The organism is Methylobacterium sp. WSM2598 (genome assembly GCF_000379105.1).
GTDB lineage: Bacteria > Pseudomonadota > Alphaproteobacteria > Rhizobiales > Beijerinckiaceae > Methylobacterium.
The window spans coordinates 4,990,122-5,014,062 of sequence record NZ_KB900609.1; the positions used below are offsets into that span (position 1 = coordinate 4,990,122).

The 23,941-nt window shown below is 74.2% G+C and carries 27 protein-coding genes and 2 pseudogenes; 14 read left to right on the forward strand and 15 right to left on the reverse strand.

Going from position 1 to position 23,941, the window contains the following annotated elements:
- The 3 genes from MET2598_RS0123525 to MET2598_RS0123535 form a co-directional block, all read right to left on the reverse strand.
- Complete coding sequence (locus MET2598_RS0123525; protein WP_018262583.1) at positions 1-1,227, reverse strand: hypothetical protein; 1,227 nt, start codon at positions 1,225-1,227, stop codon at positions 1-3.
- A 285-nt stretch (positions 1,228-1,512) separates the two neighbouring features.
- A complete protein-coding gene (locus MET2598_RS0123530) occupies positions 1,513-1,773 on the reverse strand; it encodes a hypothetical protein (protein WP_012330832.1) in 261 nt (86 codons plus the stop codon).
- Positions 1,774-1,777: 4 nt separating this feature from the next.
- Positions 1,778-2,791 carry a WD40 repeat domain-containing protein gene (locus tag MET2598_RS0123535; protein WP_012330831.1) on the reverse strand — a complete coding sequence of 338 codons (1,014 nt, stop codon included), beginning with the start codon at positions 2,789-2,791 and terminating at the stop codon, positions 1,778-1,780.
- A gap of 231 nt (positions 2,792-3,022) precedes the next feature.
- Here MET2598_RS0123535 and MET2598_RS0123540 point away from each other — a divergent pair, with 231 nt between their 5' ends.
- The 7 genes and pseudogenes from MET2598_RS0123540 (at position 3,023) to MET2598_RS0123570 (ending at position 8,114) form a co-directional block, all read left to right on the forward strand.
- The gene (locus tag MET2598_RS0123540; protein WP_012330830.1) at positions 3,023-3,430 is read left to right on the forward strand and encodes a response regulator; all 408 of its coding nucleotides are present in this window, start codon (positions 3,023-3,025) and stop codon (positions 3,428-3,430) included.
- Positions 3,431-3,451: 21 nt separating this feature from the next.
- Entirely contained in the window at positions 3,452-3,808 is a 357-nt protein-coding gene (locus MET2598_RS0123545) for a hypothetical protein (protein ID WP_012330829.1), read from the forward strand.
- A 210-nt stretch (positions 3,809-4,018) separates the two neighbouring features.
- A complete protein-coding gene (locus tag MET2598_RS0123550; protein ID WP_012330828.1) occupies positions 4,019-5,104 on the forward strand; it encodes a glucokinase in 1,086 nt (361 codons plus the stop codon).
- 247 nt (positions 5,105-5,351) lie between these two features.
- On the forward strand, positions 5,352-5,822 hold the full coding sequence (locus MET2598_RS0123555; RefSeq protein ID WP_018262584.1) for a hypothetical protein: 471 nt from the start codon (positions 5,352-5,354) through the stop codon (positions 5,820-5,822).
- Positions 5,823-6,184: 362 nt separating this feature from the next.
- Positions 6,185-6,448, forward strand: a pseudogene (locus MET2598_RS43875) (MotA/TolQ/ExbB proton channel family protein); the annotation flags it as partial.
- A gap of 111 nt (positions 6,449-6,559) precedes the next feature.
- Positions 6,560-7,033 (forward strand): protein TolR, encoded by a 474-nt coding sequence (gene tolR, locus MET2598_RS0123565; RefSeq protein ID WP_012330825.1) that lies wholly within the window; start codon positions 6,560-6,562, stop codon positions 7,031-7,033.
- Positions 7,034-7,037: 4 nt separating this feature from the next.
- A complete protein-coding gene (locus MET2598_RS0123570) occupies positions 7,038-8,114 on the forward strand; it encodes a TonB family protein (protein ID WP_018262585.1) in 1,077 nt (358 codons plus the stop codon).
- A gap of 66 nt (positions 8,115-8,180) precedes the next feature.
- On the opposite strand, the gene MET2598_RS0123575 is transcribed toward MET2598_RS0123570, so the two are convergent.
- The gene (locus MET2598_RS0123575; RefSeq protein WP_012330823.1) at positions 8,181-8,684 is read right to left on the reverse strand and encodes a YbjN domain-containing protein; all 504 of its coding nucleotides are present in this window, start codon (positions 8,682-8,684) and stop codon (positions 8,181-8,183) included.
- Positions 8,685-8,947: 263 nt separating this feature from the next.
- A complete protein-coding gene (locus tag MET2598_RS0123580) occupies positions 8,948-9,271 on the reverse strand; it encodes an accessory factor UbiK family protein (protein ID WP_018262586.1) in 324 nt (107 codons plus the stop codon).
- Positions 9,272-9,495: 224 nt separating this feature from the next.
- On the opposite strand from MET2598_RS0123580, the gene MET2598_RS0123585 reads away from it, so the two are divergent.
- Both MET2598_RS0123585 and MET2598_RS0123590 read left to right on the forward strand, forming a co-directional pair.
- Positions 9,496-10,221 carry a response regulator gene (locus tag MET2598_RS0123585; RefSeq protein WP_018262587.1) on the forward strand — a complete coding sequence of 242 codons (726 nt, stop codon included), beginning with the start codon at positions 9,496-9,498 and terminating at the stop codon, positions 10,219-10,221.
- 10 nt (positions 10,222-10,231) lie between these two features.
- Positions 10,232-11,593, forward strand: coding sequence for an ATP-binding protein (locus MET2598_RS0123590; protein ID WP_018262588.1), 1,362 nt, complete (start codon positions 10,232-10,234; stop codon positions 11,591-11,593).
- A gap of 52 nt (positions 11,594-11,645) precedes the next feature.
- On the opposite strand, the gene ruvA is transcribed toward MET2598_RS0123590, so the two are convergent.
- Positions 11,646-12,263: a Holliday junction branch migration protein RuvA gene (ruvA, locus tag MET2598_RS0123595; protein WP_012330819.1), complete on the reverse strand. Its 618-nt coding sequence runs from the start codon at positions 12,261-12,263 to the stop codon at positions 11,646-11,648.
- 101 nt (positions 12,264-12,364) lie between these two features.
- Between ruvA and MET2598_RS0123600 the strand changes: the two genes are divergently transcribed.
- Positions 12,365-12,982 (forward strand): YceI family protein, encoded by a 618-nt coding sequence (locus tag MET2598_RS0123600; protein ID WP_018262589.1) that lies wholly within the window; start codon positions 12,365-12,367, stop codon positions 12,980-12,982.
- On the opposite strand, the gene eutC is transcribed toward MET2598_RS0123600, so the two are convergent.
- On the reverse strand, positions 12,966-13,778 hold the full coding sequence (gene eutC / locus MET2598_RS0123605) for an ethanolamine ammonia-lyase subunit EutC (protein WP_198293072.1): 813 nt from the start codon (positions 13,776-13,778) through the stop codon (positions 12,966-12,968). The genes MET2598_RS0123600 and eutC overlap by 17 nt on opposite strands.
- Before the next feature lie 50 nt (positions 13,779-13,828).
- Positions 13,829-15,208 carry an ethanolamine ammonia-lyase subunit EutB gene (locus tag MET2598_RS0123610; protein ID WP_018262591.1) on the reverse strand — a complete coding sequence of 460 codons (1,380 nt, stop codon included), beginning with the start codon at positions 15,206-15,208 and terminating at the stop codon, positions 13,829-13,831.
- Positions 15,209-15,443: 235 nt separating this feature from the next.
- On the opposite strand from MET2598_RS0123610, the gene MET2598_RS0123615 reads away from it, so the two are divergent.
- The gene (locus MET2598_RS0123615; protein ID WP_012330816.1) at positions 15,444-15,710 is read left to right on the forward strand and encodes a DUF6894 family protein; all 267 of its coding nucleotides are present in this window, start codon (positions 15,444-15,446) and stop codon (positions 15,708-15,710) included.
- A 130-nt stretch (positions 15,711-15,840) separates the two neighbouring features.
- Here the strand turns inward: MET2598_RS0123615 and MET2598_RS0123620 are convergent, their stop codons facing one another.
- The 6 genes and pseudogenes from MET2598_RS0123620 to MET2598_RS0123645 form a co-directional block, all read right to left on the reverse strand.
- The gene (locus MET2598_RS0123620; RefSeq protein ID WP_012330815.1) at positions 15,841-16,377 is read right to left on the reverse strand and encodes a hypothetical protein; all 537 of its coding nucleotides are present in this window, start codon (positions 16,375-16,377) and stop codon (positions 15,841-15,843) included.
- Positions 16,378-16,609: 232 nt separating this feature from the next.
- On the reverse strand, positions 16,610-17,470 hold the full coding sequence (locus MET2598_RS0123625; protein ID WP_012330814.1) for a glucose 1-dehydrogenase: 861 nt from the start codon (positions 17,468-17,470) through the stop codon (positions 16,610-16,612).
- Positions 17,471-17,539: 69 nt separating this feature from the next.
- The gene (locus MET2598_RS0123630; RefSeq protein ID WP_012330813.1) at positions 17,540-17,809 is read right to left on the reverse strand and encodes a hypothetical protein; all 270 of its coding nucleotides are present in this window, start codon (positions 17,807-17,809) and stop codon (positions 17,540-17,542) included.
- A gap of 197 nt (positions 17,810-18,006) precedes the next feature.
- Positions 18,007-18,336, reverse strand: a pseudogene (locus tag MET2598_RS43015) (MFS transporter); the annotation flags it as partial.
- Between the two features lie 79 nt (positions 18,337-18,415).
- Complete coding sequence (locus MET2598_RS0123640; protein WP_018262593.1) at positions 18,416-18,640, reverse strand: hypothetical protein; 225 nt, start codon at positions 18,638-18,640, stop codon at positions 18,416-18,418.
- Between the two features lie 31 nt (positions 18,641-18,671).
- Positions 18,672-19,433 carry a hypothetical protein gene (locus tag MET2598_RS0123645; RefSeq protein ID WP_026190914.1) on the reverse strand — a complete coding sequence of 254 codons (762 nt, stop codon included), beginning with the start codon at positions 19,431-19,433 and terminating at the stop codon, positions 18,672-18,674.
- Between the two features lie 66 nt (positions 19,434-19,499).
- Between MET2598_RS0123645 and MET2598_RS0123650 the strand changes: the two genes are divergently transcribed.
- The gene (locus MET2598_RS0123650; protein ID WP_012330810.1) at positions 19,500-20,519 is read left to right on the forward strand and encodes a substrate-binding domain-containing protein; all 1,020 of its coding nucleotides are present in this window, start codon (positions 19,500-19,502) and stop codon (positions 20,517-20,519) included.
- Between the two features lie 364 nt (positions 20,520-20,883).
- Here the strand turns inward: MET2598_RS0123650 and MET2598_RS0123655 are convergent, their stop codons facing one another.
- Positions 20,884-22,020: an HD-GYP domain-containing protein gene (locus tag MET2598_RS0123655; RefSeq protein WP_018262596.1), complete on the reverse strand. Its 1,137-nt coding sequence runs from the start codon at positions 22,018-22,020 to the stop codon at positions 20,884-20,886.
- A 264-nt stretch (positions 22,021-22,284) separates the two neighbouring features.
- On the opposite strand from MET2598_RS0123655, the gene MET2598_RS0123660 reads away from it, so the two are divergent.
- Together MET2598_RS0123660 and MET2598_RS0123670 are read left to right on the forward strand one after the other, a co-directional pair.
- On the forward strand, positions 22,285-22,740 hold the full coding sequence (locus MET2598_RS0123660) for a lysozyme inhibitor LprI family protein (RefSeq protein ID WP_018262597.1): 456 nt from the start codon (positions 22,285-22,287) through the stop codon (positions 22,738-22,740).
- Positions 22,741-23,064: 324 nt separating this feature from the next.
- Positions 23,065-23,706 (forward strand): OmpA family protein, encoded by a 642-nt coding sequence (locus MET2598_RS0123670; RefSeq protein WP_018262598.1) that lies wholly within the window; start codon positions 23,065-23,067, stop codon positions 23,704-23,706.
- Positions 23,707-23,941: the final 235 nt, after the last annotated feature.

Consider the following 23,941-nt stretch of genomic DNA (forward strand, 5'->3'; position numbering starts at 1 on the left):
CTACCCCTTGATCCCCGGCAGCGCGCTCGCCTTGGGCCGGCTGGTGCGGAACTGGCCGCGCTCGATCGCGATGAAGGCCAGCACCGCCACCGCCACGCTGGTCAGCCACCACACCACCGTGACGCTCATCCCGAGGCAGGCCGAGGCGAAGGCGGTCATGGCGGTCGCCATCGCGCCCGGGGTGAGGCTCGGGTGGTCGCGGCCCGATTGCAGCACCGCCGACCACAGCACGAAGGCCGCCGCGAGGGCGCCGACCACGCCGAGCTCGTACCAGATCTCGAACAGGAGCGAGGTCGGGGCGCTCGGCGGCAGCATCCCGACGATCCGCCCGCGCAGGGCCGTCTCGAAGCCGTGGCCGGTGAGGAGGCGCAGCGGCTCGCTCGTCACCACCCGGGTCCAGGTCTTCAGCGCCTGCGACAGGGGGTGGAGCGGCCCCAGCAGCGGCGCCACGATCGGCCGCAGCAGGAAGGGCACGAGGGGGCCGAGGGCCACGAGGCCGGCCGCGACGCCGGCCGCGATCCGCACGCCGAGCTGCTGGCGCCAGGCCGCGAGCGCGAAGGCGACCGCGCCCGCCGCCAGGGCCAGCAGGGGAATCGGGCTCGGCGCCAGCACCAGGGCGAGCGCCACCGCGACCGCGACGCCGAGGCCCTCGACGTCGCGGCGGCGCGAGCGCAGCCACGTCACGGCCGGCCAGACCAGCAGCGCGAGCAGCATGGCGCCGCGCTCCAGGGTCGAATCGTCCTCCAGGCCGAAGCGCAGGGCCGCGCCGCTGAACAGCCCCAGCGCCACCGCGGCCAGGGCCGCCGCGCCGACGCCGACCGGCAGCAGGTAGGCGTTGGCGGCGCGCATCCGGTCCGGCAGGGCGAGGTAGCCCGCGAGCGTCAGCCCCACGGTGATCGCCACGTTGAGGAGCCGCTCGGAGGCGGTGCCGGGGAAGGGCGACCACACGATCGACAGGGCCGTCCAGCCCGCCAGCAGTGCCCCCGCCGCCATGGCCCGGGTGCGCAGCACGCGCCGCAGCCCCGCCCCGACCGGCCGCCCCGCCCCGTCGAGGGCGGTGGCGAGGCACAGGATGACGACGGCGATCGGCACCAGGATGACGATGGCGCGGCGCGACACCAGCGCGGCGAGCGGCACCGCCACCACGAGGCCGATGAAGCCGATGCGGCGCAGCAGCGCCGCCGCGTCGACGGCGGGATCGGGCGAGGAGGGAGCCGCGCGGGGCATGGGCGGGGGCCTTCGGGCGCGCGGGGCGCGCGTTCCGTTCCTGGTTAGTGAGCCGGACGCCACAGCGCTGTAGATGCGATGCAACACTCCGGGCCGGGCGGCCCGCCGCGACGGCCGGGCGGGCGTCCCGGCGCGGGGATGCCGGACCCGTCTCATCCGACATCCGGTCGATAGCTTCGCCCTCTCCGATTTCGGCCATGCGGATGTCGGCTCCGCTCAGGTGCCGCGCTCAGGCGCCGCGCAGGCTCGCGATCCGGGAGCCGCTTCGATCAAGCGGATCCCGTCTCAGCCCAGGGCCGCCGCCACGTCCGCCTCGGTCACGGCCTCGACGGGCTTGGCGCATGTTACGGCCCGCGCCCGGGCGCCCGGCGCCATGATCAGGATCACCGTCTCGGTTCCCGGGCAGGCGGGGTCCGGGCAGACGATCTCGCTCACCGTGAGCGCGACCTCTGGCCCGAAGCCGCCGAGCCGGCGCGCCCAGGCGGCGACCTGCTCGCGCCGGCCGGCATCCGGCCGCGGGCGGCGGAAGGCGGAGAGGAGGCCCATCGCTTCAGCGCGGCAGGGAGAGGATCCCGGCCGCCCCGTCCGCGGCCCCGAAGGCGAGGTGCTCGCCCGTCCGGTCCCAGGCGAGCGCCGTCACGGCGCTGCCCTTCACGGCCGGGCGCACCAGCAGCTCCGACCCGTCCGTGAAGCGCACCAGGAGCAGGCAGCCGTCCTCGTACGCGCAGGCGAGCACCGGCGCCTTCGGGTGGAAGGCCACCTGCGAGACCCGGGCGGGGCGCACCCCGCACTCGCGCGGCTGCTTGCCGGTCGGCCCCTCCTTGCTGTCGAAGGGCCACACGATGGCGGCCTCGGCGCCGCTCGTCGCCAGCCAGTGCCCGTCCGCCGACCAGGAGACCGAGCGCACCTTGGCCGGGTAGCCGCTCATGCGCATGTGCCCGCGGTCGGGCTGGAGGCGCCAGCCGTGCAGGGCGTTCTCCTGCATGCTAGTCACCAGGAAGCGGCCGTCGGGCGACCACGTCACGTCGAGATGCGAGCCCTTCCAGGCCAGCACCTCCGGCGCGGCGTCGAGGTTCGGGTACCAGAGCGTGGCGCCGTTGTAATGCGCGAGGGCGAGCCGGTAGCCCTTCGGCGCGAAGGCGAGGCCGCGCACGGTCGTGGGTCCCTCGGTCGTCCGCTCGCGGCCCTTGGCGTCGCGGGCGACGACCCGCCTGCCCGCCGCGAAGGCCAGGGCCCCGTCCGGGTGCAGGGCGAGCGCGTCGATCCAGGCGCCGTTCCTCGCGCTGGCGAGGGTCTCGGTGGTCCCGTCCGGCCCGGTCGCGGCGACGCGCCCGTCGTCGCCGCCGGTGACGAGGCGCCGCCCGTCGCCCGCCGCCACCAGGATGCCGGCCTCCGGATGGGCCGCGACCCGGGCCGCGTCCCCGTCCGGGGCGGCGAGCATCACGGTCCCGTCCCCGAGCGCGAAGGCGGCCCGGGGGCCGAGCCAGTGCACGGCGGTCACGTGCGCGCCCGCCGCGATCCCGGTGACGGCCTGGGTCAGGGACGGGGCGGCGGTGGCGCTCATGCGGATGACACCCTGCGGGAGGCGGAGGAGGAGACCGCGTCTCACATGGGTCCGCCGCTGGCAAGGGCGAGGGCGGGACCCGGTGATTCACCGCCGGGCTGGCAGGGTTAATGCTTCGCTCACCAAACCCGCGCAATTCGCCGGATCGGCCCCGAACGACCGCCGAGCGCGGCCGTTCTCGATAAGGCGACGGTCGAGGCGTTCGTCGCCGCCTGGGTTCGGAGTTGCGTCATGATCCAGCCTGCCTTCGCCGCCCTCCCGCCCTCGGGCCTGCTGCTGCCGGACACGGTCCTGGTGGTGGAGGACGAGGCGCTGATCTGCGAGATGACCGCGGCCGCCTTCGCGGACGAGGGATACCGCGTGCTCACCGCGGCCGACGCCGAGGAGGCCGGCCGCATCCTGCAGCGCGAGCACGTGGACATGCTGTTCACGGACATCGACCTCGCGCGCAACACCGACGGGGTGACGCTCGCCCGCGCGGCGCGGCATCGCTGCCCGGATCTCCCGGTTGTCTACACGTCGGGAGGGCGGCATAGGCTGGCCGAGGGCGAGGCCGTCGCCGATTCGGTCTTCGTCCCCAAGCCCTACTACCCGAGCGACGTGGTGGCGCTGGCCAACCGGATCCTCGGGCATTCCTGACGCGGCGTTCGGAGCCCCCGCATGATGATGCGCGCGATCCTCTTGTCCGTCGCCCTCCTCGCGGCCGGTCCGTCCCGGGCGGCCGAGGCGCCGGCCGGCTGCCCGGCCCTGACGCTGCGGCTGGAGGAGGAGATCGCCAAGACCCCGGCCCTGCGCGAGGCCGCCAACCTGCAGACCGTGCGGGACCTGCGCACCCTGCGCGACGCCGCGATCGTCCTCGACGCCTACGGGTACGGGCCCGATTGCGCGCGGCTGAGCGCGATCCTGGGGGAATTGCTGGCCGATCCGCGCAGGACGATCGGCCGGGGCGGCGACACCGACGAGGAGAAGGCCGAGGCGGTCGAGGAGGCGCGCACGCCGAAGGGGGCACGGCGCTGAGCGTCGTGCGCCGGGGGGCACCGGTTCGGCGGCGGCACGCCGTCCTGCCCGGGCCGTGCGGGGGCGGCCGCGGCGGCGCTTGGCATCCGGAGCCGGGCCCGCCCCGCCCCGAACGGCGCCCCGCATCGACCGCCGGTCGAAGCTGAACCGTAACCCCCTCCTCGCCGTTGTCTCGGGATCCGCGCCTCCGCACCCCGAAGGTCTCCCCGCATGGCGACGAGCCCCGCCCCGAGCGTCTCCGACATCCCGCACGCCGCCGTCACGCTCCCGGCGGTGACGGTCGACAGCTACAACATCGAACTGCGCCAGCCGGACGAGGAGGGCTTCCTCGGCGACCGGGTCACCAAGGGGGCCTTCCGGGACCTGATCGAGGATTGGCGCGAGCGCCTGCGCAAGCTCGGGGAGGATCCCCTCGGCGACACGCCGAGCCGGGACCTGCCGAAGAAGCGGCTCGACCGCCTCCTGCGCGAGGGCCCGCCCGAGGCCGCCGGGGTGATCCAGGGCGCCGTCGAGGATTTCTCCCAGGAGCTCGCCACCGTGGTGCGCCGCTTCCTGCGCCAGAAGGGCTGGCGCGACACCGAGCGGATCGTGGTCGGCGGGGGCCTGAGCGATTCCTACGTCGGGCGCCTCGTGATCGGGCGGGCGGGCGTGCTCCTGCGCGCCGCCGGGCTCGACCTCTCGCTGGTGCCGATCCGCCACCATCACGACGAGGGCGGACTGATCGGTGCCGCCCACCTCGCCCCCGCCTGGATCTTCTCCGGCCACGACAGCCTGCTCGCCATCGACATCGGCGGCACCAACATCCGGGCCGGCATCGTGGCGACGAACCTGCGCAAGGCGCCCGACCTCTCCCGCGCGGCGATCTGGCGGGCCGAGCTGTGGCGCCACCGCGACGAGGACCCGCCCCCCACCCGCGACGCCGCCGTGGCCCGCATCGCCGCCATGCTGGAGGACCTCGTGGCCCGGGCCGCGCGGGCCGACCTCAGGCTCGCGCCCTTCGTCGGGGTCGGCTGCCCGGGCGTGATCGAGCCGGACGGCCGCATCAGCCGCGGCGGCCAGAACCTCCCCGGCAATTGGGAGAGCAGCCGCTTCAATCTGCCGCGCGCCCTGCGCGATGCCTTGCCCTCGGTCGGTGGCCATCCGACCATGGTGGTCGTGCACAACGACGCCGTCGTGCAGGGCCTGAGCGAGGTGCCCTTCCAGCGCGACCTCGCCCGCTGGGGCGTGCTCACCATCGGGACCGGCCTCGGCAATGCCCGCTTCAGCAACCGGGAGGGCCCGGCGGCGCGCGGCTGAGTCGGCCTTTGGTCCGAATAACAGTCTGGAATTCCTCTGAGTTTCCCGGCAAGGCTTGATCCCGCGGCGTCATCCGGGATAGTGCATCCCGGCCGGCCCGCCGCGGCACGAGGCGGCTGACCGGAACGGGAGCGGACCATCACATCGGCCGGCGGGCGACCGGCGGGCGGACCTGCGGCCCTCCGGGGCGCGACGCGGGGCGCGTCCGATCGCGCCTCCGCCAACCGTGCCGCAGGGGGAGTTAGTCGTGTCGACGCAGGGTCTGCCGTGGTTCCGCGCCCGCCTCGGGCATCTCGCGCTCGATCTGCTGTTCTGCCTCGTCCTGTCGGGGGTGATGCTCGCCTCCGCCCTGGCGCAGGCGCCCGAGACGCCGATGCGGATCGAGCTCAACAAGCTCGACACGGTCGGGGAGGCCTGCCGGGCGACGCTCCTCGTCGACAACGGCAAGGGCGCGCCGATCAGGTCGCTCAAGCTCGACCTCTACGCCTTCGACACGGACGGCGTGGCGCAGAAGCGGGTGCTGGTGGAGCTCGGGCCGGTCGCCGCCCGCAAGACCGTGCTGCGCCAGTTCGACATCGCCGCCGCGCCCTGCGCCCAGGTCGGGCGCCTGCTGCTCAACGACGTGGTGGCCTGCGAGGGCGGCGACCTGACCCGCGAGACCTGCCTGGAGCGCATCGAGCCCGCCTCCGCCAAGGGGGCCGCCCCCTTCCTGCGCTGAGCCCGCCCTGCCCGCCCCGCACACCAGGGAGATCCGCGATGGATCCGACCGCCGCCGCACCGGCCGCCCACGATTTCAGCTTCCTCGGCCTGTTCCTGCAGGCCGACCCGATCGTGAAGGGGGTGATGATCCTCCTCGTGCTGGCCTCGGTGGCGTGCTGGACGGTGATCGTCGAGAAGGCGATCCGGCTGGCCGCGGCGCGCCGCCAGGCGCGGGCCTTCGCCCGCATGGTGGCGACCGGCGGGCCGCTCGAGGCGGGCCGCGGCATCGCCGCCCGGGTCGTCGCGGCGGCCCAGGAGGCGTGGCGCGACCAGGATCCCTCCGAGACGCGGGCCGAGCGGCGCGAGCGCATCGAGCGCGCCATGCGGGCGGCGCTGGCCCTCGACCTCAAGCGCCTGCAGGTCGGCCTGCCGCTCCTCGCCACCTCCGGCTCGGCCGCGCCCTTCGTCGGGCTGTTCGGCACCGTCTGGGGCATCATGAATTCCTTCGCGTCGATCGCGAAGAGCCAGGACACCAGCCTCGCCGTGGTGGCGCCGGGCATCGCGGAGGCGCTCTTCGCCACCGCGATCGGCCTCGTGGTCGCGATCCCCGCCGTCGTCGCCTACAACAAGCTCTCGGGCGACCTCGCCAAGCTGCAATCCACCTTCGCGGCGGCGATCGGCACCCTGGGCAACCGGCTCGCCCGCGACCGCGGCCCCCACGCCGCCCGCAGCGCCGCAGAGTAGGGAGGCCGCCCCATGGGCATGGGCCCGCTCCAGTCCGGCGCCGCCGACGAGGACGGCTTCGAGGCCGCCCCGCTCTCCGAGATCAACGTCACGCCGATGGTCGACGTGATGCTGGTGCTGCTGATCATCTTCATGGTGGCCGCCCCGCTGATGACGGTCGGCGTGCCGGTGCAGCTGCCCAAGACCGCCGCCGCCAGGACCTCCGAGCCCAAGAAGCCGGTGGTGGTCTCGGTCGACAAGGACGGCAACGCCTTCCTGGCCAAGGAGCCGCTGCCGCCCGAGGGGGCGCTCGCCCGGCTGAGGGCCGCCGCCGCCGAGGATCCCGGCCAGACCGTGCTGGTGCGCGGCGACAAGGACGTGCCCTACGGCAAGGTCATGGAGGTGATGGGCCTCGTCGGCCAGGCGGGCTTCGCCAAGGTCTCGCTGATCGCCAACGCCCCCAACGGGGCTCCCCTGGCGGCCGCTCCGGCGCCCGCCGCCCGGTAGCCGCATGAGCAGCCACGCGACCACGCGGGGACCCGACGAGCCGGGTCCCGGCCTCGCCCTCGCCTTCCTGGTGGCGCTCGCCCTGCACGCGGGGGCGCTCGGCGCGATGATGGCGTGGCGCGGCGGGGCGCCGCCCGGCGAGAGCGAGATCACCATCGACCTCGCCCCGAGTCCCGCGCCCGTCGAGGTGCCGACCGAGGCCAACGACGTCGTGACGACGCCGCCCCCGGCCGACCTGCCGGCGGAGCAGAAGCCCGTCGAGCCGCCCGCCGAACCCCCGACGGCCGAGGCGCCGCCCGAGATCCAGGCGGTGACCCCGCCGGAGACCGCGCTCGCGGCACCCCAGCCGATGACCGAGGCCGCGCCCGCCGAGGCCGTGACCGAGGCGCCGCCGCCCGAGGCGGTGACCGAGGCGCGGCCCCCGGAGGCGGTCCAGGCGGTGAAGCCGCCCGAGGAGCAGGTCATCACCTCGACGAACGAGCAGGCGCCGCTCGCCCCGGCCCCGCCCGCCGTGGTGGCGCGCCCGGTCGAGCCGCCGATGCCGCCCAAGCCGGTGCCGCCCAAGCCGGTGCCGCCCAAGCCGGTACCGCCCAAGCCGGTGCCCCCGAAACCCGTGGCCAGACCGGTGGAGATGCCGAAACCCGTCGAGCAGGCGCGCAAGCCGCCGCCGAAGCCGATCCGGGAGGTGACCCGCGAGGCGCCCCGGCCCCGGGCCGCCGAGCGCGCCACCGAGCCGGAGCGCCGTCAGCGGGCGGCCGCGACCAGCGCGCGGGTGCCGATGGGCGGGCAGGCGGCCGCGGCGGCCTCGGATCCGGGCGCGCTCCGCGCCTGGGGGGCGCAGATCCGCGGGGCGATCCAGGCCCGGGCGCGGGCCGGGGCCGGCACCGGCACGGTGACGATCCGCTTCACGGTCTCGCGCGCGGGCCGGATCGTCGGCGCGTCGCTGATGAGCAGCAGCGGCAACAGCAGCCTCGACGCCGCCGCCCTGGCGGCGGCCGCCCCGGGCAGCGCGGTCCCGGCCGCGCCGGCCGGCGTGAGCGTGGCCCAGCAGAGCTTCTCGGTGCCGCTGGCCTTCCGGTAGGGCGAGGATCTTTCGGGTTCCGGCGCGTCCGACCGAAGCATCGATGGTCCGGGCGGCGGGCCCGTCTCAGGCCTCGCCCTCGGTCTCGAACAGCACGGCGTCGAGGGCCTCGCGGCCGGTCTTGCCGGCCCAGACCACGAACTGGAAGGCCTGGAAGTAGCGCTCGCAGGCGTCGATGGCCGTCTTGAGCATCATCTCGCACTGGCGGTGCGTCGGCTCGGCGCCGCCGGTGAGGAGCAGGGCGTGGCGGTACATCACCACGTCCTCGCCGCTCCAGAGGTCGAAATGCCCGACCCAGAGCTGCTCGTTGACCATCGAGACCAGCTGCAGCACCTCCGACCGGCGCCGGGGCGGGACCTTGAGGTCGAAGGCGCAGGCGACGTGCAGCGCCTCCACGTCCTCGATCCACGTATAGGCCACGTGGTACTCCGCCCACTTGCCCGCGACCGCCACCGACATCTCGTCGGTCTCGGCCCGGTCGAAGATCCAGTCGCGCAGGGAGGCGAGGCGTTCGACGACATCGAGCGGGTGCTCGGCGCGCTCAAGGTCGACGATGTGCAATTGGGTCATGGCGATCCGGTTCTTGGCTCGTCCGAGCGGGAGGGGCGTCACGGGACGCGGACAGCGACGTCGAGGTGAAAGCAGATCGCATCCCCGGCACGTATTGGCCCGCAGGCGATGAGCTTAACGGCCGACTTGTCTCCCCTTGGCGACGGCGAATCAGGCGTGAGGCCACTATAGCCCGGCGGACTCGGCAGACTCAAAGCGAAAACTCCGGGGGAGGCGGGGCGTCACGACGCCATCCACCGAAGCTTTCTGTGAATAAGCCGGGCTCACGCGGTGGGCGCGGCGCCGGGGGGCTTGGTGGAGGGATCGGCGGAGGGGCCGGCGGAGGGCGCCTCGGCGGCGCCGATCCCGGCCCTCGCCTCCAGCACCGCCACGCGGGCGGCGAGCGCGTCGTTCTGCCCGCGCAGGGCCGTCACGAGGTCGCGCAGCACCTCGACCTCCTCGCGGGAGGCCACGTCCATGTCGCGCAGGAAGCGCTCAACTTGAGCGCGCACCACCGATTCGGCCTCGCGGCGGACGCCCTGGGCCGCCCCGGCGGCGTCGGTCATCAGGCGGGCGAAATCGTCGAGCAAGCGGTTCTGGGACTGCACGGTGATCTCCTGGGCTCGCGGGCCGTCCCCGGCAGATGGGACAAACCGGCCCGCCCCGCAATCCGCCCGGGCCGAATCGCCCGCTCGGCGGGCCGAATCGCCCGCTTGGCGGGCCTAATCGCCCACTTGGCGGGCCGATTCTTTCGCTCTGTGTCCGGCGCAGGCCGCAGAAACACTCCGACGCAATTCCGCTGCTTCAAGCCGGGATCCGCCTCGGGCATAAGGTGGGCGTGACCAGCACGCCGCATATTCTCCTCGTCGAGGACGACCGCGAGATCAGCCAGCTCGTCGCCCGCTACCTGCGCGGCAACGACCTGCGCGTCTCCCTCGCGGGCGACGCCCGCGAGATGGACAGGCTGCTGGCCGATTCGCGGGTCGACCTCATCGTCCTCGACCTGATGCTGCCGGGGGAGGACGGGCTCTCGGTCTGCCGGCGCCTGCGGGCGCACTCGTCCGTGCCGATCCTGATGCTCACCGCCAAGAGCGAGGAGATCGACCGCATCGTCGGGCTCGAACTCGGGGCGGACGATTACCTCGCCAAGCCCTTCAACCCGCGCGAACTCCTCGCCCGCATCCGGGCGGTGCTGCGCCGGGGCGGCGCCAACGGCGGCGCGGCCCGGGACGAGGAGGTGCGCCGGCTCTCCTTCGCGGGCTTCGTGCTCGACGCCGGCCTGCGCCAACTCCTCAACCCGGACGGCGCCCAGGTGGCGCTCACCGCGGCGGAGTTCGACCTCCTGCACGCCATGTGCCTGCGCCCGGGCCGGGTGCTCTCCCGCGACCAGCTCCTCGACCTGACCCAGGGCCGCGCGCCGGGCCCCTTCGAGCGCAGCATCGACGTGCTGGTGAGCCGCATCCGTCAGAAGATCGAGCGCGACCCGCGCAACCCGGAGATGATCAAGACCATCCGCTCGGGCGGCTACGTCTTCACGCCCGACGTGGTGCGGGCGTGAGGGGGCGGCCGTGAGCGAGCCCGTGCGCCTCACCCGGCGCATCGCCGGGCAGATCGCCATCCTGGTCGTCGCCGCCATCGTGGTCACGCACGTGGTGCTGATGGTGGCCTTCCTGCTGATGCGGCCCGAGCTGCGGCGGCTGGAGGAGCATCCGGGGGCGCTGGCGAACCGCCTCGCCCTGGTGGTGCGGATGCTCGCCGCGGCGAGCCCGGGCGAGCGGCCCGCCATCGCGCAGGCGGCCGGCCGCGGCCCGACCGGCCTGCGCCTGACCGTGCTGCCGGACGAGGCCGCCCCGGCGCGGACGCACGACAGCACCGAGGCCGAGGAATTGCAGCGCGCCCTCGGGGAGGCGTGGCGGGTCGAGAGCGTCGGGCGCATCGTCCCCGGGGACGACCGCCCGCGCCAGCTCGTGATCCGCGGCCGCGGCCTCGTGGCCGCGGCCGACCTGCCGCCCCGCTACGAGCGGCGCACGCCGCTCACCGGGGCGATCATCGCCACCCTGGTCTTCCTGGCGCTCAGCCTCACCCTGCTGTCGGTCTGGGCCGCGCGGGCGCTCGCCGCCCCGCTCCAGCGCCTCGCCGGCGCCGCGGAGGCCTTCGGGACCGACATGGACCTCGCGCCCCTGCCGCAGGCGGGTCCCGAGGAGGTGCTGGCGGTGTCGCGGGCCCTCGACCGCATGCGCGCCCGGGTCAAGCGCCTGGTCGACGACCGCACCCACATGCTGGCGGCGATCAGCCACGACCTGCGCACGCCGATCACCCGGCTGCGCCTGCGCGCCGAGTTCCTGGAGGACGAGACCCTGCGGGCGCAGTTCCTGCGCGACCTCGACCAGATGAACGCGCTGGTGGAGGCGGCGCTCTCCTTCGTGCGCGACGGGCGCAGCCGGGAGGGGCTCGCCCTCGTCGACCTCGCCTCGGTGGTGCAGACGGTCTGCGACGGCTTCGCGGATGTGGGCCAGGAGGTGCGGGCGGAGGGGCTCCGGCCGAGCCTGGTCAAGGGCGCCCCCGACGAATTGCAGCGGGCGCTCACGAACCTCGTTGACAACGCGGTGAAGTACGGCGGCGGGGCGACCGTGCGCCTCGTCCCGGCGGGGCCGCAGGCCGTGGCCGTGGAGGTGCTGGACGAGGGGCCGGGCATCCCGGAGGAGGAGCAGGCCGCGATGCTGGAGCCCTTCGTGCGCGGCGACCGGGCGCGCACCCTCAACGAGGCCGGCGGCTTCGGCCTCGGCCTGGCGATCGCGCACGCGATCGCGCAATCCCACGGCGGGCGCCTGACCCTCGCCAATCGCAGCCCGCGGGGCCTCGCCGCGCGCCTGGAACTCCCCCGCGCCGCGGCCGGCGTGCCCCGGCAGGCGCCCGCGCAGGCGGCCTGATTCCGGCTCCCCCCGCGAGGCTTGTCGTGTCCGGGCGGGCCCGCGACGGCGGCTACCGGGCGAGTTCGCGCAGGCCGAGGCGGATCAGCGTCTTGGCCTCCGCCTCGGCCCCCGCGCTCTGGAGGGCCGCCGCGACGGCGGCCGAGGCCTGGGCCTGCGGGTAGCCGAGATTGACGAGGGCGGAGATCGCGTCCGCCACCGGCTGGGGCGCGGTGCGCGCCTCGACCGCGCCCGCGAGGCGCACGAGCGCCGGATCGACCGGGGCGAAGGCCGGCGCCTTGTCCTTCAATTCGGCGACCAGGCGGGCGGCGAGCCGCGGCCCGACGCCCGGGGCGCGGGCGACCGCGCCCTTGTCGCCGGTGGCGATGGCGGTGGCGAGCTCGGCCGGCTCCAGCACCGAGAGCAGGCCGAGCGCCACCCGGGTGCCGACCCCCTGCACGGTCTGGAGCAGGCGGAACCATTCCCGCTCCGCGTCCGATCGGAAGCCGTAGAGCCGGATCATGTCCTCGCGGACCACCGTCTCGATGGCGAGGTCCGTCGCCTCGCCGGCCGGCGGCAGCCGCTGCAGCGTGCGCGCCGAGCAATGTACCTCGTAGCCGACGCCGTGCACGTCGAGGATCACGAAATCCTCGCCGTAGGAATCGACCACACCCTTCAGCTTGCCGATCATGGGGTTCCGTTGGGGGCGGCCCGTCCTTGAGCCGCCGGCCTGTTCGTGGGATGGGATCCGGGCCATATCGGCGACCCCGCCCGAACCCACAAGGTGACCGCATGAAGCGTGCGACCGTGCTCGCCTGCCTCCTCGTCGCGCTCGCGCTGCCGGCGGCGGCCGAGGAGGCCGTCGCTCCGCCCTCCGCCGACCCGACCCAGGTGCGGGCGGGGCACTACCGGCTCGACGCCGCCCACGGCAAGATCACGTGGTCGCTGAGCCATCTCGGCTACTCGACCTATTACGGCCAGATCACCGACGTGGCCGGGGATCTCAGCCTCGACCCGAAGGCGCCCGCCCAGAGCCGGCTCAGCGTGCGGGTCGCGACCGCGAGCGTGAACGCGCTTCACGAGGCGCTGAACGCCCACCTGCGCGGGCCGGACTTCTTCGACGCGGAGCGGTTCCCGACCGCCACCTTCGAGAGCCGGGCCGTGGAGCCGACCGGCCCCACCACCGCGCGGGTGACGGGCGACCTCACCCTGCGGGGCACGACGAAGCCCATCGTCCTCGACGTGACCTTCAACCAAGCCGGCATCCACCCGGTCGACAAGACCTACACGGTGGGGTTCGACGGGCGGGCGGTGCTCCGCCGCTCCGAATTCGGCATGACGGCCTTCCTTCCGGCCCTCGGCGACGAGGTGAGCCTGCGGCTCGAAGGGGAGTTCAAGGCGGCGCCGTGAGCGGGGCGGCGGCGTCGCTCCCGAGGAGCCGGTCGCTCTCGTCCTTGAGGGCCACGCCGGTGAGCCCGCGCCGGAACGCCTCGCCGAGGAGCCAGTGCAGCTTGAAGGCGGCGAGGTCCGGCCTCAGGCCGGCGGCGCGGACATTCGAGAGGCAGTTGCGCTCCGCATCGGTGCGGCCGGGGCGGGGATCGAGGGTGAGGTAGATCCCGAGACTGTCCGGGGAGGAGAGGCCGGGCCGCTCGCCGATCAGCACCGCGACGGCCCGGGCCCTGAGCGCCGCGCCGACCGCGTCGCCGAGCGCGACCCGGGCCTGCTCGGCCAGCACGATCGGCGCGAGGCTCCAGCCCGAGCCGGCGATGGCCGGGGCGAGGGCGGCGAGGAGCGGCACCGCCCCCTCGTGCACCGCCCGGGCCGAGAGCCCGTCCGCCACCACGATCGCGAGGTCGACCGGATCCCCGGCCGCGGCGGCGAGCCGCGCGAGGTCCTCCGGGTCGGGCTGCCGCCCGAGATCCGGCCGGCGCAGGTAGGTGGCGCGGTCGGGCGCCCGCGAGGCGATCGCCAGCACCGGCAGCCCCAGCCCCTCGATCCCGGCGCGCAGGGCCGCCGCGTCGAGGGGCGCGTGGACCGCGTCGCGCGCCTGCGCGTGGGCGAGCGCGAAGGCGAGCACCTCCCGGGTCGGCAGGCCGGAACCGGCGCGGCCGAGCCCGATCCGGGCGGGGGTGAGGGCCTTGAGCCGGCCCCAGGCCTCCTCCGCGGTCAGGGCCTCCTCCGGGGGCTTGGCCTCCTCCGGGGGCACGGCCTCTTCCGGGGGCTTGGCCTGCGCGGGGCGCACGGTCTCGTCGGCGCTCACGCGGCGAGCCCCGGGGCGGCGGCGAGGAGCGGCCTGGCGCCCCCGGGCAGGAGCGCCCCGGCCGCGTCCGCCAGCCCGATCCGCGCGAGCCAGGCGGCGAATTCCGGCGCCCGCTTCAGGCCGAGCACCTCGCGCAGGTAGAGCTGGTCGTGGAACGACGTCGATTGGTAGTTCAGCATCACGTCGTCGGCCCCCGGCACGCCCATGACGTAGCTCACGCCCGCCGCGCCGAGCAGGGTCAGGAGCGTGTCCATGTCGTCCTGGTCGGCCTCGGCGTGGTTCGTGTAGCAGACGTCGCAGCCGAGCGGCACGCCCATCAGCTTGCCGCAGAAGTGATCCTCCAGCCCGGCCCGGATGATCTCCTTGCCGTCGTAGAGGTATTCGGGCCCGATGAAGCCCACCACCGTGTTGACGAGGAGCGGCCGGAAGGCGCGCGCCACCGCGTAGGCCCGCGCCTCCAGGGTCTGCTGGTCGATGCCGTGATGGGCGTCGGCCGAGAGGGCGGAGCCCTGGCCGGTCTCGAAATACATCACGTCCTCGCCGAGCGTGCCCCGCTTGAGCGAGAGCGCCGCCTCCCGTGCCTCGGCAAGCAGCGGCAGGGTGACGCCGAAGGAGGCATTCGCCGCCTGCGTGCCGGCGATCGACTGGAAGACGAGGTCGACCGGCACGCCCCGCCGAATCGCCTCCAGGGTCGTGGTGACGTGGGTGAGCACGCAGCCCTGGGTCGGGATCTCCAGGCGGGCGATGAGGTCGTCGAGGAGGTGGAGCAGGCGGCTGATCGCCTGCACCGAATCCGAGACCGGGTTGATGCCGATCACCGCGTCGCCGCAGCCATAGGCGAGCCCGTCGAGGATCGCCGCGGTGATGCCGGCCGGATCGTCGCCCGGGTGGTTGGGCTGGAGGCGCACCGCCATGGTGCCGGGCAGGCCGATCGTGTTGCGGAAGCGCGTGACCACCCGGCACTTGCGGGCGACCAGGATCAGGTCCTGGTTGCGCATGATCTTCGACACCGCCGCGGCGATCTCCGGCGTGATGCCGGGGGCGATCCGCGCCAGCGCGGCCGCGTCCGCCGTGAGCAGGAACTCGCGGAAATCCCCGACGGTCAGGTGGGCGATCGCCGCGAAGGCCGCCGCGTCGTGGCTGTCGAGGATGAGGCGCGTGACGTCGTCCGCCTCGTAGGGGATCAGCGGGCGGTTGATCAGGTCGGCGAGCGGCACCTCGGCGAGGCACCAGCGGGCCGCCACGCTCTCCTCGGCGCTCCCCGCCGCGAGGCCGGCGAGGCGGTCGCCGGAGCGGATTGGGCTCGCCTTCGCCATCAGCTCGGCGAGGTCGGCGAACAGCCAGGTCCGAGGGCCGACGACGTGGCGATAGACCATCCGGGATCTCCTCCTGCCGAACCCCACCTTACCGCAAAGGGCCGCGCCCGCGAGGTGCCGGGGCGGTTCACTGGGCGCGGGTAAGATGGGGTTATCTGCCCCTCGCCGAGGCGCCCGGCCGTGCTACCTAAGCAATTGATGCGCCGCGGAACGGCTCTTGCATCGCAGCGCAGGTCAGCCTGTGCGAAGGCGAAGGGCCGCCGCTCCGGGCTTCCATGGCAGCGCGAATTGGGGGATGGCCGTGCACCGCTACTTCTTCGACCTGGAAGCCGAGGGTTTCGACGCCCGGGACGATGTCGGGGTCGTCCTGGCGGACGTGCGGGCGGCGCATGCCGAGGCGATGCTGGCCCTGCGCTCCTGCGCGAGCGGCCCGCTCCCCTGCGGGCAGGCCGCCGACCTCGCCCTGAAGGTGCGCGACGAGACCGGCCAGACCGTGATGCGCCTCGCCCTCGGCAGCATCGCGCGGGCCGAGGCGGCGAACGCGCGGGGCCTGCTGTCCTGATCCTGCGCGCCTGAGCGCGCGCGAAGCGGCGCCGCATCGCTGCGGCGCCGCTTCGCGTATCGGAAGGGGTGCGCTTCTCGGGGGAGCGCCGCCCAAGGTCCGCTCCTTGGCGTCCGCTCCTTGAGGTCCGCTACTTGGCGTCCGCGACCTTGTCCCGGATCACGTAGGTGCCGGTCTTCTCGCCCACGCTCTGGGCGACGCCCTCGGCGAGGGGCGAGAGGCGGCTCGCCTGGATGTCGAAGCTGCCCGACAGGCCCGTGAACTTGCCGGTGCCGCCGATCCACTCGCCGGTCCCCTTCAGCCGCGCGCTCATCGGCTGCGGCGCGAAGGCGTAGCGCTCGTAGACGTGGTCGCCGTCGGCATCGACGTAGTCGCAGTAGCCCTGGTTCTCGAACGTCTTGGCATCGCTGTCGAACATCGCGCTGCTGCTGCAGCGCCCGGCCATGTTGTGGAGGAGCTTGCCGCCGGATTGGTTCACCGCCGCCATGATGCTCACGCCGACCGCGTGGCTGCGGGTCGGCCCGAGCTGGACCGGCTTGCCCGGGACCGGGTTGGTGGAGGTGTAGGTGATGCGGAAGCTCGCTTCCCGGGGCAGGTCCTCGGCGCCGGCCGGGGCGGCGAGGGCGGTCGCGAGCAGCGCGAGCGGAGCGAGGCGGATCAGGCGCATCGGGTGTCCTCTCCTGTGGGTGCCGGCCGGATCCGCGCCCGTCGCGAGCGCGGTCCCGCCGCCGGTTCGCCTGATCGGGCCGCGCCCGCGACGAACTCTCGTTGCAACCCTCAGATGACGCCGCATCCATCCCCGGCCGTCATCATCCAGATGAGGTAGAGGCCAAATTCCTCACAAGTCGTGAGGCGTCCCGGCGGCTCGGAGAGACTTGTCGACGGGCCGCCTCCCGCGGTCAGATCAGCGGCTTGCCGCCCGTGACGGCGACCGTGGCGCCCGAGACGTAGCTCGCCTCCTCGGCCGCCAGCATGACGTAGATCGGCGCGAGCTCGCAGGGCTGGGCCGGCCGCTGCATCGGCACCTGCTTGCCGAACTGCTCGAACTTCTCCCTGGGCATCGTCGAGGGAATCAGCGGCGTCCAGACCGGGCCGGGGGCGACGCAATTCACCCGGATGTTCCTCTCGGCCAGGAGCTGGGCCAGGCCGCCGGTGAAGTTCTGGATCGCGCCCTTGGTCGTCGCGTAGGCGAGGAGCTGCGGGCTCGGCGTGTCGGCGTTGATCGAGGTCGTGTTCACGATCGCGCTGCCCGGCCGCATGTGGGGAAGGGCCGCCTTCACGAGGTAGAACATCGCGTGGATGTTGGTGCGGAAGGTGACGTCCCATTCCTCGTCGCTGAGGTCCTCGACCGATTGCACGGTCGCCTGATGGGCGGCGTTGTTGACGAGCACGTCGACCCGGCCGAAGGCCGCCACCGCCTTCTCGACGATCGCCCGGCAATGGGCCGGGTCCTTGATGTCGCCCGGCACCAGCACCGCCTTGCGGCCGGCCTCCTCGACGAGCCGCGCCGCCTCGCGGGCGTCGTCGTGCTCGTCGTAGTAGCTGATCAGCACGTCGGCGCCCTCGCGGGCGAAGGCGAGGGCCACGGCCTTGCCGATCCCGCTATCCGCCCCGGTGATGATGGCCTTGCGGTCCGCCAGCCGGCCCGAGCCGCGATAGTGGCCCTCGCCGTAATCGGGCCTCGGATCCATCTCGGCGTCGCGGCCGGGCATCGGGATCGGCTTCTGGCGGCTGAAGGGCGGCTTCGGGAAATCGATCATTGCGGGGTCAGCTCCTGACGCGACGCGGGAGGGCCCGCGGCGGGCGGGCCGCGGCCGGGGATGCAGGCTTCAGAACCGCCCGCCGGAATTCGGCCGGCAGCGGCCGTCGGCGATCTTGAAGTTCGGCGGGTCGCAGGGCACGAGGTCGGCCTCGCACCATTTCTGGCAGACGCGCGGACCCGTGCGGGGCGGGTAGTAGCCCCAGCCGGGTTCCCCCCGCAGGCTGCCGGTGACGGCGGGGCCGTCCTCGTCGAAGAAGGGCCCCGACGGCTGCGCGAGCGCCGCACCGGCCGCGAGCAGGAGGGGGGCGAGCACAAGGCCGACCGCGCGGGCGCGCATGGCGGAATCTCCTCGGTCCGGAATCGGGGTCCCCGCCGGGATCGCCGCGGGGATGCTGCCGGACCAACGGACCGGGGCCGGCGCTGTTCCGCAGGGGCGCCCGGGCCGGCGCGGGCCGGAGCCCGGGCTCTGCCGCGTCGGCGTCGACCGGTGGCCCGGCCCCTCCCGAGAGGCGGAGCCCCTTTCGATGTCCGGCGGGCCGCCGAGAGGCCGAGCATCACGATGCCGATCGAGAACACCACCACGAGGTCGCTGACGCGCCAGTCGCAGGTGGTGGTGACGAGGGCGCCGAGCAGGCTCATCTCCGGGCAGGCCGCCGGGGCCGGCTGGCCGGTGCTCAGCGCCCGCGACAGCGGCAGCCAGAACACCGACAGCCCGTAGGACATGCCGATGCAGAGGTGGATCGCGAGCGCCGCCGGCGGCACGAGCCAGCGGTTGAATCCCGCCCGCGCGACGATGGCCTCCCGCGACAGCGGGCCCGGCGCCGCGCCCGGGCGCGGCAGCGACTCGGCAAGCTCGGCATCCATCAGGTCGTCTCCCCTCCTTCGCGCCGGATCTTTGCCCGGCCTGTGACCGTCGCGCGCTCGCCCCGCCCGGGGGCAGTCCTCAGCCCCTGCCCGGGGACGCCGCCGCGGCGGCCGCGCGGCCGGCCGCGGTGAGGCGCAGGTCCTGGCTGTCCGCCCGGTAATCCACGAGGCCGCGCGCCATTAAATTGGGTACCAGGAGACCGGTGCCGTCGTCGAGGAGGCGCTGGCGCTTCAGGTCCGCGAGGCCGACCCAGCCCTCCGCCCGCGCGAGGTGGCGCAGCAGCCGCCGCTCGGCCGCGATCACGACCGGCCTCCCGGGCCCGCGCGACTCCGGCTCACGGCAGCGGCAGCGGGCGCGCGAGGAGCATGTCCGGTCGCGCGTCCCCGAGCTCCGCGAGCCCCTGGTCCCGGAGCAGGGCGAGGGCCGCCGAGAGCCGCAGGATCGTCAGGTTCAGGAGGTCCGCCGCGAGGCCGGCCGGCAGGGCGACCGGGCCGCCCTGCGCGCCCTCGCGGGCGCCCTCCTCGCCCGCGAGGGCGCAGAGCAGGATGTAGAGCTTGAGCGCGTCGAGATGGCCGCTCCGGCGGCAGGAGAGGGCGCGCAGGCCCCGGATCTCGGCCGCCGGGTTGGCCCGATAGGCGGGATCGTGGCGGATGCGGGCGGCCCTATGGTCCGGCCCGTAGCGCGTCAGGGCGAGGCGGGTCCGCCGGCCCTCGGCCTCGACGCGCACGAGGCCGTAATCCGCGAGGAGGCGCTTGCCCGAGACGATCAGCGATTGCGTGAGCCCCGCCAGAGCGGCGAGCTGCGCGCAGGAGAGCAGGGCCGAGCCGTCCTCCTCCGCGGTCACGGCCAGGGCGAGGAGGAGCTTGAGCGCCGCCGCCGAGCGGCCGACCCGCGCCCCGTCGCCCCGGAACAGGCGAAGGCCCCCGTCGAGCACCCAGCCGCAGGGCAGCCGCGAGGAGTCCCGCCCCGCCTCCGCCGGGGCCCCGCCATACGAAATCGCCCGGATCTGGCCACCCCGCCGCGATGCTGCGAAGGATGACGGCCCGGGCGCCGCGGCCTGATCGAGCGAGGGAGGGATCGCGTTTGACACCGGCATCACGGTCCGCAGCGCCGCCCGTCGCCGGGCGCATCGGCAGTATACCACCGTTCTGGCGGTCTCAATATGCATGACGCTTCCGAAGGCCCGGCGCTGACGGTGACGCTCGCCCTCGGGGGCATGATCCGGCTCGGGACCCGCGCGATGGCGGTCGCGGATGCGGCCGCGCTGCTCGACGCGATCGCGCGCAGCGGCTCCGTGCAGGGCCTCGCGGCGGAGCTCGGCCTGTCCTACCGGGCCGCCTGGGACCGGCTGCGCGCGCTCGAGGCCGGGTTCGGGCATTCCCTGGTGCAGAAGACGCGGGGGCACGGCTCCGTCCTGACCCCCGCCGGTTCGGCCCTGCGGGACGCCCTGGCGGCCGCCGCCGCGGGCGTGGAGCCGGCGCTCGCCCGCGAGTCCCGCGTCCTGGACCTGCGCCTGCGCGACCTGATCGGCGGTGGCCCGCGCCCGCTGCGGATCGCGGCGAGCCACGACCCGCTGCTGATGGCGGTGCTGCGGGACCTCCGGGCCGGCGAGGTGGAGGTGGTGGGCAGCGAGGAGGCGGCGGCGCGCGTCGCGGACGGGCGGGCGGACGTGGCGGGCTTCCATTGCGGCCCGCTCGCCCCGGCCGAGGCCGGTCCGCCCTTCGCGGCGCTGGCGGCCGATCCGGGCCTCGTGCTCCTCCGGCTCATGGAGCGGGAGCAGGGGCTGCTGCTCGCGCCCGGCAACCCGCTCGGCATCCGGAGGGTGGCCGACCTCGCCGCCGAGGGCGTGCGCGTCGTCTACCGCCAGAAGGGGTCGGGGACCCGGCGCTGGTTCGACCGCCTGCTCGCCGAACACGGAATCCCGCCCGACCGCCTGGCGGGCTGCGCGGTCGAGGAGTTCACGCATCAGGCCGTGGCGGCGGTGATCGCGTCGGGCGCGGCGGATGCGGGCCTCGGGGCGCGGGCCGCGGCCGAGCGCTTCGGCCTCACCTTCCTGTCCGTGGGGTGGGAGATCTACTACCTCGCCGCGAGCCCCTCGCTGCGCGGGAGCATCCTCGACCGGGTCGCGGCCGAGGCGGCCGCCCGCGCCGCGACCACGCCCGGCTACCGGCCGCCCGACTGAAGGGGGGACCATCCTTTCGCGTTCCGGCCGCTCACGGCGCCGGAATCCCGGCCCGTGGACGCGGGCGCGGGCCTGTCCGGCCTGGATCCTCCTCGACGAACGCGCGAGCACCACCGCCGTCGGCCGCACTGCCGCGATCGCCATCGATCGTTCTGCTCCCGCTGCACACCGGACGCGGGCCTGGGCGCCGGGACCGCCGGGCAGGGCGGTGCCGGATCAGGCTTCCATCCGGCGGATCCCGGATCATCCGACATCCGATCGATGGCCTCGCCATCTCCCATGTCGGCCATGCGGATGTCGGCGTCGCTCAGGCGCCGCGCGGGCGCGTCATCCGCGTTCCGGATGTGATCGTCCGGACAGCGGATCAGGAGCGCGAGGCCGCCTTCGGGGGCGGCTCCTCCGCGAGCTCCCGCAGGAGTTCGGGCACGCGCTCCCACGGCTCCGTGCCGTGCGCCATGGCGTACAGGTCCGAGCCCCGCTCCGCCGCGGTCACCGCCCGGATATCGTCCCAGCGGCGCAGGAAGGCCTCCACGCAGGCCGGATCGAAATGGCTGCCGGCGAGTTCCCGGATGCGCTCCCGAGCCTCCTCGAAGCGCATCGCCTCCTTGTAGGGCCGCTCCGAGGTGAGCGCGTCGAACACGTCCGCCACCGCCACGATGCGCGCCGAGAGCGGGATCGCCTCGCCGGCCCAGCCGTTCGGGTAACCGCTGCCGTCCCATTTCTCGTGATGGGCCTCGGCGATCTCCGCCGCGAGCCGGATCAGCGCGCCCGACGAGTCGCCCAGGATGCGCTTGCCGATCACCGTGTGGTCGCGGATCACCGCGAACTCGTTCTCGTCGAGGCGGCCCTTCTTGAGCAGGATCCCGTCCGGCACCGCGACCTTGCCGACGTCGTGGAGCGGGGCGGCGAGGTAGAGCTGCCGGCAGAATTCCGGGTCGAGCCCCATCTCGGCGGCCATGATCTGGCTGTAGCGCGCCACCCGCAGGGTGTGGCCGCCGGTGTCGTTGTCGCGATACTCGACGGCGAGCGCGAGCCGGAAGATGATCTCCGCCTCGCGCTCGCGCGTGTGGCGCAGCGCCCGCTCGACCTCGCCCGCCAGCCAGGTCGCCCGGTCCTCCAGCCGCCGCACCGCGGAGGCGAGCCGGATGAAGTTGCGCAGGCGCACCGTGAGCTCGACGCCGCGGGTGCGCTTGGCGAGGAAGTCGGTGGCGCCCGCCTCCAGCGCCGCCTGCTTGATCTCATCCGTCACGTCGCTGGTGATCATCACGATCGGGACCTGCGCGTAATGCGGGATCTCCCGCACCTTCCGGATGAAGCAGATCCCGTCCATCCCCGGCATGTGGTAGTCGACGAGCATGAGGTCGAAGGCGCGGATCCGCGCCTCGGTCAGGGCCTTGCGCGCGTCCGCCATCGCTCTGACGCTGAGGTCCGGGTAGGCGGAGAAGTGGCGGCGCAGCGCCAGCTGCATCGCGGCGCTGTCATCGACGAGAAGGACGTCCATTCCTTCCAGCTCGCTCTCTGAGGGGGCTCCGGCCCGTGCATCCGGTCCGCTCTCAGCGAATCTTCTCGGTGCGCGGGAGACGGAGCCCGATTCTGGCTACCGAAATCCTTACGTCATCGTCTTAAGGATGGTTGAATGACCGTGAGTAATGAATGGGCAGCCCAAGGTCCTCGGCCCCGCGGACGCGCCCCTGTGAACGGGCGCGCGTCGGCGGTTGCGGGCCGTGGATTTTCGGTCAAGCTCGGTCGCGAGCGGGGGCGATCCATGCGCGGCGCGACGATCCTGGTTCTCCTGACGATGACCGCCACGGCGGGGCAGGCCGCCGAGGATCCCTACGGGCCGGCAGATCCCCTGTCGGCCGCCCCGATCTTCCGCCGCTGCGCCGCACCGAAGCTGCCCGAGTACCAGAAGGGCGCCTGCCTCGACGACGCCGCCAAGGCGCTGCGGGCGCGGATGAAGGAGGAGGTGGCGCGCAAGCTCGCCGCGATCGACGCCGTGGGGCGCCGCGCCGCGAGCCCCGGCAGCCTCGCGGGGGCGGCCGATGCCGAGGCGTGGCGCAAGGCCTTCCTGGCCGCGCAGGCCGCCTTCGAGGAGTACGACCGGCTGCACTGCGACGCCCTGTATGATTTCGACCTTCACGGCGGCTCGAATGCCGGGCAGGCCGCCTCGGCCTGCAAGATCCGGCACCTCGTGGCGCGGATCAACGAGATCAGGACCTGACGGCCCGCGCCGGTGCGGGAGCGCACCGGCGCGCGCGGGGAATGCGCGTAGCCTGTGGGTGTTGCCGCCGGGGCTGAGGCGAGGGGAGAGGTCCCCTCCGGCCGCCCGCGCGGCGAGCTCAGCGCCAAGAGGCTTGCCATGCGCCTGTTCACCACGCTCGCCATCGCGTTCCTGCTCGCCCTCGGCGGCTTCGTGCCCCCGATCGCCCCGGCTCCGGCCCAGGCCGGCGTGCAGTGCAAGGGCGGCTGCTGAGGAGGGGCGGCTGCTGAGGAAGGGCGAGGCCCGCCGCGCCCCCGCCGTCGGAGCACTCGAGAGGAGATGCCCATGTTGCGATCGTCCGAACACCCGTCCCGCGGCCCGTGCCGGGCCGCCTTCCTCTCCGCGCTGACGCTCCTGTGCACCGTGGCGGGAGCCCGGGCGCAGGCGGTGACGGAGGAGCAGATCCTGGCGGCGCTGTCGCCCCGGCCCCTGACCCGCGGCCTGACCCTCGGGGTGCGCGGCGACGCGGGCAGCGAGGGCCGCGCCTTCCTGGACACGCTGCGCAACCGGACCGGATTCTCGGACACGGAGCGCGAGCGCCTCGCCGCCGCCGCCGCCGACCGTCCGAGCATCGACCTCGACGTGCCCTTCGCCTACAACTCGGCCCAGATCGGCCCGAAGGCGCTGCCGGTGGTGAAGGTGCTGGGGGCCACGCTGTCCCGGCCGCAGATGTCCGGCAGCGTCATCCTGATCGTCGGCCACACCGACGCCAACGGCTCCGACCACGGCAACCAGGTGCTCTCGGAGCGCCGGGCGGAGGCGGTCAAGCAGTACATCGTGCACAATTACGGGGTGCCGGCGGCGAACCTCGTGGCGGTGGGCTACGGCAAGCGCCACCTCAAGGACGCGGCCCGCCCGACCGCGCCCGAGAACCGCCGCGTCACCGCCGTCAACATGTCGGCGGTCAAGTCGGCCTCGCGGGAGTGATCCTCTGTCCGGACGATCACGTCCGGACAGAGGATGACAGGCCCGCGCGGCGTTTGAGCGAGGCCGACATCCGCATTGCCGAAATGGGAGATGGCGAAGCAATCCGTCGGATGTCGGATGCCAAGCCCGCGCGGCGATTGAGCGAAGCCGACATCCGCATTGCGGAGCAATCCGTCGGATGTCGGATGCCAAGCCCGCGCGGCGATTGAGCGAAGCCGACATCCGCATTGCGGAG